This is a genomic window from Myxococcus sp. AS-1-15 (genome assembly GCF_020037055.1).
Taxonomy (GTDB): domain Bacteria; phylum Myxococcota; class Myxococcia; order Myxococcales; family Myxococcaceae; genus Myxococcus; species Myxococcus fulvus.
This window is the reverse complement of record NZ_JAIQDF010000001.1, coordinates 1,294,672-1,307,294: the sequence shown is the minus strand read 5'-3', so window position 1 is coordinate 1,307,294 and position 12,623 is coordinate 1,294,672. Positions and strand designations below refer to the sequence as shown.

Annotated in this window: 13 protein-coding genes; 6 read left to right on the top strand and 7 right to left on the bottom strand. The window is 70.4% G+C overall.

Annotation, left to right across the window (positions count from 1 at the left end; genetic code table 11):
* Positions 1–174: 174 nt before the first annotated feature.
* Together K8625_RS05405 and K8625_RS05400 are read right to left on the bottom strand one after the other, a co-directional pair.
* Positions 175–483, bottom strand: a complete 309-nt coding sequence (locus tag K8625_RS05405; RefSeq protein WP_141330903.1) for an AzlD domain-containing protein — start codon at positions 481–483, stop codon at positions 175–177.
* Complete coding sequence (locus K8625_RS05400) at positions 480–1,172, bottom strand: AzlC family ABC transporter permease (protein WP_223745490.1); 693 nt, start codon at positions 1,170–1,172, stop codon at positions 480–482. The genes K8625_RS05405 and K8625_RS05400 overlap by 4 nt, the downstream gene beginning before the upstream one ends.
* A 47-nt stretch (positions 1,173–1,219) precedes the next feature.
* Between K8625_RS05400 and K8625_RS05395 the strand changes: the two genes are divergently transcribed.
* Positions 1,220–1,792, top strand: a complete 573-nt coding sequence (locus tag K8625_RS05395) for a helix-turn-helix domain-containing protein (protein ID WP_223782011.1) — start codon at positions 1,220–1,222, stop codon at positions 1,790–1,792.
* A 77-nt stretch (positions 1,793–1,869) separates the two neighbouring features.
* Positions 1,870–3,384: an Hsp70 family protein gene (locus K8625_RS05390; protein ID WP_223745488.1), complete on the top strand. Its 1,515-nt coding sequence runs from the start codon at positions 1,870–1,872 to the stop codon at positions 3,382–3,384.
* A gap of 57 nt (positions 3,385–3,441) precedes the next feature.
* On the opposite strand, the gene K8625_RS05385 is transcribed toward K8625_RS05390, so the two are convergent.
* A complete protein-coding gene (locus K8625_RS05385) occupies positions 3,442–4,830 on the bottom strand; it encodes a neprosin family prolyl endopeptidase (protein ID WP_223745487.1) in 1,389 nt (462 codons plus the stop codon).
* Positions 4,831–5,082: 252 nt separating this feature from the next.
* Between K8625_RS05385 and K8625_RS05380 the strand changes: the two genes are divergently transcribed.
* Positions 5,083–5,625: a hypothetical protein gene (locus tag K8625_RS05380; protein ID WP_223782010.1), complete on the top strand. Its 543-nt coding sequence runs from the start codon at positions 5,083–5,085 to the stop codon at positions 5,623–5,625.
* Between the two features lie 57 nt (positions 5,626–5,682).
* Here the strand turns inward: K8625_RS05380 and K8625_RS05375 are convergent, their stop codons facing one another.
* Positions 5,683–6,504 (bottom strand): alpha/beta fold hydrolase, encoded by an 822-nt coding sequence (locus tag K8625_RS05375; protein ID WP_223782009.1) that lies wholly within the window; start codon positions 6,502–6,504, stop codon positions 5,683–5,685.
* 181 nt (positions 6,505–6,685) lie between these two features.
* A complete protein-coding gene (locus K8625_RS05370; protein ID WP_074955898.1) occupies positions 6,686–7,360 on the bottom strand; it encodes an SOS response-associated peptidase in 675 nt (224 codons plus the stop codon).
* A 177-nt stretch (positions 7,361–7,537) separates the two neighbouring features.
* On the opposite strand from K8625_RS05370, the gene K8625_RS05365 reads away from it, so the two are divergent.
* From K8625_RS05365 to K8625_RS05355, 3 genes are all read left to right on the top strand, one after another.
* Positions 7,538–8,257, top strand: a complete 720-nt coding sequence (locus K8625_RS05365) for a hypothetical protein (RefSeq protein WP_223782059.1) — start codon at positions 7,538–7,540, stop codon at positions 8,255–8,257.
* Between the two features lie 108 nt (positions 8,258–8,365).
* Positions 8,366–9,901, top strand: coding sequence for an MBL fold metallo-hydrolase (locus K8625_RS05360; RefSeq protein ID WP_223782008.1), 1,536 nt, complete (start codon positions 8,366–8,368; stop codon positions 9,899–9,901).
* A 51-nt stretch (positions 9,902–9,952) separates the two neighbouring features.
* Positions 9,953–10,462, top strand: coding sequence for a hypothetical protein (locus K8625_RS05355; protein WP_223782007.1), 510 nt, complete (start codon positions 9,953–9,955; stop codon positions 10,460–10,462).
* Here K8625_RS05355 and K8625_RS05350 read toward each other — a convergent pair.
* Together K8625_RS05350 and K8625_RS44110 are read right to left on the bottom strand one after the other, a co-directional pair.
* The gene (locus K8625_RS05350) at positions 10,459–11,259 is read right to left on the bottom strand and encodes a response regulator (protein ID WP_223782006.1); all 801 of its coding nucleotides are present in this window, start codon (positions 11,257–11,259) and stop codon (positions 10,459–10,461) included. The two genes, K8625_RS05355 and K8625_RS05350, sit on opposite strands and share 4 nt — an antisense overlap.
* 167 nt (positions 11,260–11,426) lie before the next feature.
* On the bottom strand, positions 11,427–12,554 hold the full coding sequence (locus K8625_RS44110; protein ID WP_305070861.1) for a sensor histidine kinase: 1,128 nt from the start codon (positions 12,552–12,554) through the stop codon (positions 11,427–11,429).
* Between the last annotated feature and the right edge of the window lie 69 nt (positions 12,555–12,623).

Below are 12,623 nucleotides of genomic sequence, written 5' to 3'. Positions count from 1 at the left end.
ACCGGGACGTGAAGAAATACACGCAGCGCCCGAAGGAATCCCGCCCTCGACGTTGCGCGCGGCGCCCGTCTTCGAGGGCAGCCTGACGCCCTACCCCAAGACCTACAACCAGAGCACCTGTCCCTGAACCTCACGCGCTTCGAGCACGGCTGACCTCGGCCCTGCTCGACGTGCTCACGGCACGCCGAGCAGGCGCAGCCCCGCCGCGGTCGCCGCCGCGGCCACCACCACCGCGATGAAGGGCAGCCGCAGACACGCGAGCACCGCGCCGACGAGCACCCCCGTCGGCCGGGCCCACCCGGCGAGGCCTCCCTGTGCCAGCAGCGTCGACGTGGCCACGAGCGCCGCCAGCATCGCGATGGTCGCCAGCGCCATCCGCTCCTGCACCCGCGCCGACAGCTTCAGCCGCTCGCTCAACAGCGGCCCCGCCACGCGAAAGCCATACGTCCCCAGGGCCAGCACCAGAATCGGCAGCAAGGTCATCGCAGCGCCACTCCCACGGCGAGAATCGACAGAATCACCGGCAGCCCCATGGGCAGCCACGGCGTCAGCACCAACGCGATGAGCGCGCCCACCAGCGCCACCTGGCGCGCCTTCGCCGCCCGCTCCCTCGCGCCCGCCTCCGCGTCCTGCTCCCGGGGCGGCAACAGCGATGGCAACAGCAGCGCGACCATGCACGCGGGGAACGCCGCGTCGAGCCCCAGCGACTCGGAGCTGCCCACCACGCGCCCCGCCCAGCCGCCCAGCACCACGCCCGTGTTCCACCCCACGAACAACATGCCACCGCACAACCAGTAGGCCGCCCGACGCCGTCCCGGCTCCCGCTGGGACAGGGCGAAGGCCACCGACTCGTCCACCATCAGGTGCGCGCCCAGCAGCCGCGTGGACCACCGCTTCCCCAACAGGTCCGCCACCGCCAACCCGAAGGGAAGATGCCGCGCGTTGAGCAACAGCCCCGCGACCACCGCCGCCGCCGGACTGCCCCCCGCCGCCACCATCCCCACCACCACGAACTGCGCGCCGCCCGCGAACACCACCACCGACATGAACAGCGCCATCCACACCGACATCCCCGCCGCCACCGCCAGCGCCCCGAACGACACCCCCACCACGCCCGACGCCAGCGCCACCGCCCCCACGTCCCGCACCAACACCCGGTCCACGTTCGCCATGCATCTCAATCTGGACAGAAGCCGCCCGTTCGTCAATAAGAACGACCATGCCGGTAAAACGAACACCCAAGCCCCCTCGTCCGCTGGACGCCATCGCCGTCGCCCTGCGCCGGGAGCGTGAGCGCGCGGACATGTCCCTGTCGGAGCTCGCGCGCCGCGCGGACATCTCCAAGTCCACGCTGTCGCAGCTGGAGTCGGGCGCCGGCAACCCGAGCATCGAGACGCTCTGGGCCCTGGCCGTGGCGCTGGGGGTGCCCTTCAGCCGGCTGGTGGACCCGCCCGCTCGCGAGGTGCGCGTCATCCGCGCGGGCGAGGGCGCCGCCATCCGCTCCGAGCAGGCCCACTTCACCGGCATCATGCTGTCCGCCTGCCCGCCCGGCGCACGACGGGACCTCTACGTCATCACCCTGGAGCCCGGCTCCGCCCGCCACGCCCAGGCCCACATCCCCGGCAGCGTCGAGCACCTCATCGTCAGCAAGGGTCGGCTGCGCGCGGGCCCCTCGGACCACCCGGTGGAGCTGGCCCCGGGCGACTACGCCACCTTCCCCGGCGACGTGCCCCACCTCTACGAGGCCCTCGCCCCCCACACCGTCGCCGTCATGGTGATGGAGCACGTGTAGGCGGGTGAACCGCGACTCCGAATCCCTGGAATCTCGGAGCTGAACCGCCGGGCCAGACATGGGAGACTCCGGGGCGCATGAGTACGGCCCCCATCCTCGGAATCGACTTCGGGACCACCAACACGTCGGCGGCCTTCTTCGACAAGGCGGGCAAGCTGCGGCTGGTGCCGGTGACGGACAAGAGCTTCACGCTGCCCTCGGTGGTGTGGTTCCACGCGGCGGACAAGGCCATCGTCGGCCACGCGGCCCGGCGGCAGATCATCGACGACCCGCGGCACACCGTGTTCGGCGCCAAGCGCTTCCTGGGCCGTCGCTACCAGTCCGAGTACGTCACCCAGCACAAGGACAAGTACGCCTTCGAGCTGGTGGAGGCGCCGGACGGGTACACCGCGGTGACGATGTACGGCAAGCAGACGTCGCTGACGGACGTCACCCACCTGGTCATCAAGCAGATCCTCACCCTGGCCACGCACGCGGCCGGCGAGCCCTTCAAGGAGTGCGTGCTCACGGTGCCCGCGCACGCGAGCATCCGCCAGCGCGAGGCGGTGCGGCAGGCCGCCGAGATGTGCGGCCTCAACGTGCGCGCCATCATCAACGAGCCGACGGCGGCGGCGCTCTACTACGCCAACCTGCGCAACCCCGAGCAGACGGTGATGGTGTTCGACCTGGGCGGCGGCACGTTCGACGCCACGCTGCTGGCGGTGCAGAACCGGGTGGTGAAGGTGCTCGCGACGGGCGGCGACGCGTTCCTGGGCGGCGCCAACTTCGACGAGCGCATCGTGGAGCTGCTGGTGGCGGACTTCCAGCGCCAGCACGGGTTGGACCTGCGCGGCAACCAGGTGGTGATGCAGCGGCTGGTCTTCGCCGCCGAGTCCGCGAAGATGGCGCTCAGCACGCGCGAGTCCACGGTGCTCCGCGTCCCCTGCATCGCGCAGAAGGACGGCGGCTTCATCGACTTCGACTACACGCTGACGCGCAAGCAGTTGGAGGAGATGGTGTTCCAGCTCATCGAGCGCACCGCGTCCGCGTGCGACGACGTGCTGGAGCGCGCCAGGCTCAAGGCGGAGCACATCGACGAGCTGGTGCTGGTGGGCGGCCAGACGCGCATGCCCGTCATCCGGCAGCGCTTCTCCCACTTCAAGCGGCTGTCCTCCGACAAGGAGGTCAACCCGGAGCTGGGCGTGGCGGTGGGCGCGGCCATCCTCGGGCGCAACCTGGCGCGCGGAATCACGGGCCTGTCGGACGTGGTGCCCATGCCCATCGGCATCATGGTGCCCGGCGGCGCCCAGCACGAGGTCATCCCCGCCAACACCCCCGTGCCCGCGACGAAGTCCGTGACGCTGGAGCTGCCCCTCATCCCCGGCCCCATCTCCGTCGCCCTGTTCGAGTCGCTCGACACCACCACCGTGGACCGCGAGCTGCTCGGCACCGTGCGCATCGACCTGGACTGGCGCACCACGCACAAGGGGCCCACCACCCTGGAGCTGCGCATGGGTCAGGACTTCGTCCTCGCCGCGGCCCTCGTCTCGCCCCAGGGCACCCGCCACCCGCTGCCGATTACCGATTTGCGCGCCCCCAAGCGCGCGTCCTGAGCCAGCCCGGGCGGGGAGCAGCTGTCCCCGCCTCCCACCCGGCGCTGACGACGTGGGCTACGTGCAGTTGCCGTTGTAGCCGGGGCCTCCGAAGTAGAAGTACCGGCCCCAGCCGCCCGGGTTGCTGGACTGGCTGATGTCGTAGCAGTTGCTGTCGTTGCGCCACGCGCTCAGCGAGGTGGGCTCACGATAGACATTGCCCGTGTCCACATAGAGGATGTTGCGGGTGTACGCGGCGTGGCTCCAGCCCGCGCCCGGGTACGCGCCGCTGCCCATGTCCGTGGACGTGTGGAGGTTGAGGTTGCGGTTGTCGATGATTTCGCCGCCGAAATCGATGACGTCCGCCCGGTCCGCCAGGCCCGCCGCGTCGAAGCGCGCGCGCGGGTAGTAGCCCACCCACGTGTCCTGGAACTTCAGCCACCAGGCGCCCGTGGTGCCGTCCTTGAACCACATCAACTTGAACTCGTACTGGGCGCCGCCGGCGACGCTGTAGTTGTCGAAGCCTCCGCCGATGAAGACGGACGTGTTCGTCTGCACGAACGCGCCACAGCTCAGGTTGTAGCAACCCCCGCTGCCGTAGTTGTCCGGCGTGAAGTAGATGAAGAGGCGCGAGCGGTCATCGCCGTAGAGGTCGCGGTAGCGCTGCCAGCCGACCTCCACCGTCTCCAGCGATGCGCCCGAGCCGCGCACCACCCACATCTGCGACAGGCTGAACTCGCTGCTCAGCTCCGTGTACGGGCTCCACAGGTTGAAGATGGCCTCCGCGCCCATGTTGTTCACCCACTGGGACGTGTGCGCGTACTGGTGCAGGTCCGTGGGGCCCGCGCGCAGGGACGGCGTGGGCGCCTGCTCGGAGCGCCGCTTGCCCGTCTCCACGGAGACGTTGCCCGTCAGGTGGCTGGGAATCTTGCGGCGGAAGTCGTCCAGCGACTCGAAGCGCTTGAGCGTGTCGAGCGTCAGCTTGACGATGGGCACGCTGCCTTCCGGGCAGCGCCTGCGCGCGCCCGTGGCGTCCAGCTCGTCCGCGCGGCCCTCCAGCGTCGCGGGCTCGGCGCGCCACTTCGCCGCGAGCGAGTCCCCCGGCGCCACCGGCCGCTCCGGACGCGCGATGGGCTCGGTGCCCGGCGCCAGCTGGATGCGGTGGTTCTCCATGCCCGGCTGACGCAGCGCGGGCTGCGCGTACAGCGGCACGCAGTCGATGGCCTCGCCGCCGCGACTGGTGAAGCGATGCACCACGTCCTTCTCGTCATAGAGCGACTCGGCGTAGGCCTTCATCCGGGCCAGCTCCGCCGTGTCCCGCACGCGCTCAACCAGCGCCGTGCTTCCCGTGGCCTCGGGGGCGGCGACCTCGGGCTCCGCGACACCTCCGCACGCCAGCGCGCCCAGCATCACTCCCGACACCGAGCCCAGACGCCAGCCACGCGACGACCTTCGCTGCTCGTTCATGCAATGCCCCTCTTGGTTGGTGCAATGCCCGGCCTGTTTCGTGGCGAGGCATGGAATGAACGCCTGTCATGGAATCCTTCGTTTGGAGCCTTTCATGTCTCACGAGGGGAGGTGCGGACACGCAGGAGGAGGAACGGCGGGATGGGAAGATTGGCGCGGGACTGGAGTCCGAGCCGGGGCTGAGTGTCGGGGCTTGGACATCCGTCCCGAGGACGTCAGCCCGCACGGGGCGTCCCAGCCAGACTCGGGACCATGACCTCTCTCAATCCCTTGCATCGTGTCGTGGTGGCGGTGGTCCTGGCGGTGGCGGCACTCTGGGCCTGTGGTGACGAGCCCAAGGCGGCGTCTCGAATAGACGCCGCCGCGTCCACGGATGCACCGGCGTGCGCCTTCGTCGACAACACGCCGCCCGACGTCGCCCGGCAGTTGGAGGGCGCGGTGCTGACGCCGCTCGGGGCCGCGCGAAACCACGAGGAGGACGGGAAGAGAATCTCCACCCTCTCCGTCCGCGTGGAGTTTCCCACCGCCTCGCACTCGGCCTCGAACGTGCCGCCCATCGTGATTCCCGGTGGCGAGGGGACCATCATCTGCACGGGGACGTGCATCGGCGGGAACGGGTGCCCTCCTCCCACGGGTTGCGTCGCCGTTCCGACGGGATGCTCGCAGCTCAACTGCGGCTTCTGCGACGGGGGCTGCTCCAAGACGACGATCTTCATCCCGTCCGATGCCGGCACCTCCGATGCGGGAGCGTCGGACTCGGGCACTCCGGACGCGGGGCCGCCGAACCTCCAGTAGTCGCAGGCTCGCGCCGCGCGTCGACAGGGACGGCGCGGCGCGGGCGGACGCCTCCGCTCAGGCGCCTTCCGCGCGCGAAATGAGCTCCTGGACCATGGGCTCCAGCCAGGCACCGCGCTCGATGATGTTCATGTGCGTGGTGTTGGGCAGCACGGCCAGCTTCGAGCCGGGGATGAGGCGGTACATCTCCGCCGCGTGCTTCAGGCGGGTGAAGTCGTTGTCGCCGAGCGCGAGCAGCACCGGCGCGCGGATGCCGTTGAGCTGCGCCGTGCTCCAGCCCTTCCACTCGGTCAGCAGGGTGTTCAGTCGGGCCAGCACGGACTCGAAGCTGGACGGGTCCGGGTTGTACTTGTCGAAGTTCGTCTTCCACGACACGAAGTCCGCCTCGGTGGGAAGGAGCGGAATCAGCTCGGGCGAGGGCACGTGCGTCGGGTCTCGCTGCATCTTCACCAGCTCGGGCAGCATGCCCTCGAGCGTGTACGTGACGCTCAGGAGCGTGGCGCTGGCCACGACCTCGGGATGGTGGACGCACACGCCCGTGGCGATCATCCCGCCCAGGCTGTGGCCCAGCAGGTGGGCCCGCTTCACGCCGAGGTGCGCGAGCACGCCCACGACGTCCTTCACCATGCGCTCCAGCTGGATGGGGCCCGGCCTGTCTCCCGTGTGGCCATGCCCCTGCATCTCCATGGCGATGACGGGGCGGCTCCGGGCGAAGCGCGGGAGCAGGTCCTTCGTGAAGGCCGTCTCGATGGCCAGCATTCCGCCCGGCAGCAGGACGAGCGGCGTCTTGCCTCCTTCGAGCGAGCCTCCGTGGACCTCGAAATAGACCTTCAGGTCGTCGACGGTGGCGTAGCCACCCTGCTGCGGCTTCGTGTTCATGGCGTGTCCCCGGCAAGAGAGTCCAAGACTCGCGACACACGCGGCCCCGGCCCCCAGGATGAAACGGCGGCTGAGACCTTCCCGACCCCGGTCCTTCATCGCGAATCCTCCGATGTGTTCGACTTCAGGAGGCGAACGAACGGGGCCCGCGCATTTCGACAGGGGATTTATTTTCCCGCGGCTACGCGGCCACCCGCTCCACGCAGGCCGGCACGTCGTTCGTGGGGGAGTTGACCACGCGCGCCACCTCGTAGGCGTCCAGGCCGTCGTCCGCCACGGGCACCAGCAGGGGCAGCAGGACGGAGGACTCCTGGGGCTCGGGGCGCAGCCACACCTCCTGGGCCGGGGGCGGCAGGATGACGGGCATCCGGTCGTGGATGGGCGCCATCAACGCGTTGGGGCTGGTGGTGATGATGGTGCAGGTGCGCAGTACCTCGCCGGTGTCCTGCGCCGTCCACTCCTCCCACAGCCCCGCGAGCGCCAGGGGCTTGCCGTCCGCGCGGTGGAAGTAGAAGGGCGTCTTCGGCTTCGTGGACTGCTTCCACTCGAACCAGCCGTCCACCAGTACCAGGCAGCGGCGGCGCTTGAGCGCGCTGCGGAAGCTGGGCTTCTCCGCCACCGTCTCCCCGCGCGCGTTGATGAGCTTGTTGCCGATGCTCGCGTCCTTCGCCCACGAGGGGATGAGCCCCCAGCGGAAGGCGTCCAGCATCCGCGCTCCGTCATTGGGCACCACGGGCATCAGCTGCGTGGGCGCCAGGTTGAAGCGGGGGCGGTCCACCGCCATGCGAATGCCGGCGAGGCCCAGCTCCACCACGAGCTGATCAGGAGAGGTCCGAACGGTGACACGGCCGCACATGGGTGGGGAGTATCACCTCGTCCGGAGGCGGACCCAAGCAACTCATGCGTGGCACCGGCGCTCGGTCGCCGTCCGGCGGTGCGCGCGGGGCCCGGGAATGAACGTTCGTCCTCGAGTCACCAGAAGAAGCGCATCGGGGCGACACGGGCCGGGGGGCTTGAACTACATACGCGGGCCATGACCCGCCTGACCCGCCTGTCCGTCTGCGTCGCCGCCTCGCTCGTCGCCTGCACCGAGCGCACCGCCACCCCCGCCGGGCCCGTGGACGCGGGGGCTCCCGCCTCTGCCGTGGCACCCACCCAGCCTGTCGTTCCCGACGCGCCTCCCGTCGCTCCCGGTACGGCGGGGGGCGCGGTGGACCTGGCCGACGCGGGCACGCCTGACGCGGGCCCGGGTGACGCCGGGGCGCTCGCGCAGGCGTCGGGTGGCACGGACTGCTCCGCGGCGAAGCTGAAGGCCTCCACGAAGGCCGCGCCGAAGCCGCCCCTGCCTCCCGCGGTGGAGAGCATGCGCACCCGCATCATCGCCGCCGCGCGGGCGTGCGACTACGCGGAGCTGGGCAGGCTGGTGGACGAGAAGGGCAAGAGCGTGCGCTTCAGCTTCGGCCCCGACGAGGACGCGGTGGCGTTCTGGAAGCAGGAGGAGGCGAAGGGCGAGCCCACCCTCGCGCGCATCGTCCAGGTGCTGGAGCTGCCCTACGCCCAGGAGGGAGACCTCTACTACTGGCCCTCCGTGCACATCACCGGCTTCAAGACGGAGAAGGACGTGAAGATGCTCGCCGGCGTCTACCCGAAGGCCGACCTCGAGAGCATGCGCAAGGAGCTGGGCAGCTACCTGGGCCTGCGCGTCGGCATCGACAAGGACGGGGACTGGCAGCTCGCGGTCGCGGGCGACTGAGCCCGGCGCTCCACCACTCGCCGCTCCGGGCGCGCACTTCGCCGCGCCCGTCCCGCCATTGGCTGCAAAGGCACCGGGAGCCCACGGGCGCCTCGGCATCCTGGGGGCATGAGACGAACCACTCCGCTGCTCGTGCTCCTCGGCCTGTTCCTCGCGTCCTCCGCCCTCGCGGCCGAGGACGTCGCGCGTGCCCACCTGCGGGCCTCGCTGGAGGCCATGGGGGGCGAAGCGAAGCTCCAGGCCCTCTGCGCGCTGCGCATCCAGGGCATCGGCCACTGGAACCTGATGGAGCAGTCCGAGCGCCCTGCCCCACCGTGGCTCGTCAGCTACGAGCAGGTCGACGAGGTGCGAGACCTGCGACAGCGTCGGCTGCGGATGAAGACCGAGGGCCGTGGCTCCCCGGGGCTCGAGGACTGGCAGGGCGCGACGATGGTGCTGTCCGACGGTGTGGTGATGATGGAGCGCGGCGGCCAGCGACGTCCCGCGGGAGGGGCCCAGTTGCAGGACCTGAACGAGCGGCTCGACTTCGCGCCCGAGCGCATTCTCTTCACCGCGCTGGCCGCGCCGGAGCTGCGCGCGCTGGCGGACACCCGGCTGCAGGACGTGCCGCACCACGTGGTGGCGTTCCGCCATGGCCACGCGCGGGTGAAGCTGTATCTCAACGCGCGGACGCGGCTGCCCACGATGGTGGAGACGCTGGACGCGCACCCGTCGGACTTCTTCTGGAGAGTCTGGGGTGATGTGACGACGCGGTTGTTCTTCCAGGCGTGGTCCCTGGAGCCGGGCGGGCTGCGCCATCCACGCCACTGGGAGTGGGAGCGCAAGGGGCAGGCCTACCACAGCTTCACCGTGACGCGGCTGGAGCTGGCTCCGAAGGTCTCCGAGGAGGACTTCGCCATTCCCGAGGACGTGAAGAAGGGCTTCGCGGCGCGGGGGCGGATGACCGCGGATGACCTGCCGCTGGGTCGCCCCGACCGTCCGGCCGTCGAGCTGGCGCCGGGCGTCGTGCATCTGCCTGGCGCGTGGGATGTCACGCTGGTGAAGCAGGACGATGGGCTCGTCATCATCGAGGCGCCCATCTCCTCGGGCTACTCGGCGCGAATCCTGGAGGAGGCCCAGCGTCGCTTCCCGGGCGTCAAGGTGAAGGCGGTGGTGTCCACGAGCGATGCATGGCCTCACGTGGGCGGGGTCCGGGAGTACGCCGCGCGCGGCATCCCGCTTCACGTGCTGGACCTCAACCGGCCGCTCCTGCAGGGGGTGCTCACGGCGCCTCGGACCCTCGCGCCGGACGCGCTCGCCCGTGCGCCTCGGGCCGCCTCGCTGGTCAACGTGGGGCAACGCGTGAAGCTCGGCGCCGGGAGGAACCGGTTGGAGCTGGTCCCCGTGCGCACGGAGACCGGGGAGCGGATGCTCTTCGTCGCGCTTCCCGAGCACCGGCTGCTCTACACCAGCGACCTGGTCCAGCCTCGCCCGGACGGGACTTTCTTCAACGTGCAACAGGTCTCCGAGACGATGGAGGTCATCGCGCGTGAGCGGCTGGAGGTGGCCCGTGTCTTCGGCATGCACCTGGGCGCCACGGACGTGTCCGCGCTCGCGGCCGCGGTGGAGAAGCAGAACGCCGTGGTCTCCGAGGTGAAGCCCTGAAGTGAGGCGCGTGTGCGAGGATGGCGAAGAACGCACGGGGGCGCATCCGCCATGAACGACACGATGCTGTTCACTCCGCCGTGGATGGGAGTCCTCGAACCCAAGGTCCGGGGCTTCCTCCAGCAGCGCGGTGTCCTCCAGTCGCGCACGGTGCCCATCGACACCGTGTGCGCGGAGCTGGAGGGCCTGGGCTACCAGGTCCACGACTACGCCCAGGCCGTGATGACGTTCATGGACGGGCTCGACGTGCGTGGGGTCGACCATCGCCACCTGAGGTTCGGCGCGAGCGATGCGGCGGATGGCATCGACGGATTCTGCATCCCCGACGTCAAACGGACCCTGTCCGCCACCGCGTGTCCCGTGGCCACGAGCGACTTCGCCATCCTCTTCGTGACGGCGGAGGGCGGCTGGTGGCTCCTGGATGAGACGTGGATCCTCTACATCCGGTTGAGGGACTTCAACGACGTCATCCGGCTCATCCTCTTCGGCGAGCGGAGTGTCGGGACGCGGGTGACACTCGAAGGAGAGCAGATTCCTCCCGCGTATCGACGGGACGTCTAGCGAGCCCGTCCGAGCCTGCGCTCCAGTTCCTCGCGTCGACTCCGGCTGACCCGCAGGCGCTGGCCGGTGCTCAGCACCACCACGAGTTCCGTCGCCGAGTCGTGATGCAGCTCGCGGATGCGCTCCACGTTGACGATGACCGAGCGATGGATGCGCACGAAGCGCTCCGCGTCGAGCCGGGCCTCCAGTGACGCCAGGCTCTCGCGCAGCACGTGCTCCTTGTCGCCCACGTGCAGCGTGACGCAGTAGTCGTCCGCGCCAATCCAGTCGATGTCCGACACCGGCACGAGCACCGAGCGCGCCCCCACCTTCACCACCAGTCGGCTCGGGTGCTCGTCCTGTGGCGGAGTGTCGTCCTCCTTGGGAGGAGCGTGCCCCGTGTCCGCGAGCAGGGCCGCGAGCTTTCGTCCCAACGCCAAGGCCTCGTCCTGGCGCAGTCGTTGCCGCGCCCGGCTCAGCGCCTCGTCGAAGCGTTCGTCCGCAAAGGGCTTCACCAGGTAGTCCACCGCGTGCATGTCGAAGGCGCGCACGGCGAAGGAGTCGAACGCGGTGATGAAGATGACCGCGGGCATCCGTGTCACGCCCACCTCGCGGATGACCCCGAAGCCATCCAGCTCCGGCATCTGCACGTCGAGCAGCACCAGCGCGGGCTTCAGCGCGTGGATGGCGTCCACCGCCTCGCGCCCGTCGCGGCACTCGCCGCACACCGTCACGTCCGGATGCCGCGACAGGGCCTGCCGGAGGCCACGTCGGGCGAGCGGCTCGTCATCCACCAGGAGGACGGCGAGCTCAGCCACGCGAAATCTCCGCTCCGAAGACCATGGCCCCGCGATGCGCGCCCCCGTCCCCTGGCGCCGTGCCCATGCCAACGCTCCTTCTCGGGAGGACGCTGTGCCCAACGACGCGCGGCCGCGTTTCAGAAACGGCGTTCATGCCTCCGCTGCCCATTGGGAGGACACTGAGCTCAGCCATGCGCGGCCCCCCGCCCTGAAGGAGCGTCCTCGCGCTGGAAGGGCAGCCACACGGTGGCCACGGTCCCCACGCCCTCCGGCGACACCGCCACGCTGACTCGCCCCGCCGCCCCGTAGAGTTGGGACAGCCGCGCCCGGGTGTTGGACAGCCCGATACCCGGGCTTCTCTCCATATCGAAGCCGACAGGCAACCCCGGACCGTCATCCGCCACCATCAGCTCCAGCGCCTCGCCGTGGCGCCGGGCCCGGATGCGCAGCGCTCCCGCCGCCGTGCGGGCCGACACACCGTGCCGGATGGCGTTCTCCACCAGCGGCTGGAGCACCAGGTGCGGCACCCGCGCGTCCATCAACGCCTCGTCCACATCCCAGTCCACCCGCAGCCGGTCCTGGAAGCGCAGCCGCTGTATCTCCAGGTACCGCTCCAGCACCGACAGCTCGTCCCGGAGGGACACCTCCTGCGTCGCGCCCTGCTGGAGCAGCCGGCGCAGGATGTCCCCTAGCAGCACCAGCATCCTCGCGGCCGTGTCCTTCTCCCCATCCCGCACCAGCACGACGATGGCGTTCAGGGTGTTGAACAGGAAATGAGGATGGAGCTGCACCTGGAGCGCCTGGAGCCGGGCCTCCGCCAGCTCGACGGCGAGCGCCGCGGCCTGCCGCTCCCGCTCACGCTCACGCCGCCGGGCCGCGAGTGACTGCGCCACCCCCACCGTCGCGACGTACGTCATCGCCATCATCGGCAACCAGCCCAGCGCATAGCGCGCCAGCATCCCCCCGAAGGACGCGCCTCCCATTCCCGCGCCGAAGGCCCGCTGGCACACCGTGTACACGAGCGCGAACAGCCCGCTCACGCCCAGGCACGCCAGCACGTGCCCCGCCCAGGCCCCCGCGCGGAACGGCCGCCCCAGCGGCAGCCGCCGCGCCAGCGCGAAGACCCACGGCGTGGCGGGCACCCACACATACCAGCCGGGAAGCTGCGACAGGAACGCGCGCCACGGCTCCATCGGCCGGGGCGACGACAGGCTGAAGAAGTACGTCTCCAGCGCGGACAGCGTCCCCGGCACGCTCCAGACCGCGACGAGCCCCAGCGCTCGCCGCCACAGGGGGGCAGGTGTCTCTTCCATCGGCGTCACGGTGCCCCGAGTCTAGCGGAGTCGCACCGCGCCACCCATGTCCATCCACGCGAGCCGGGA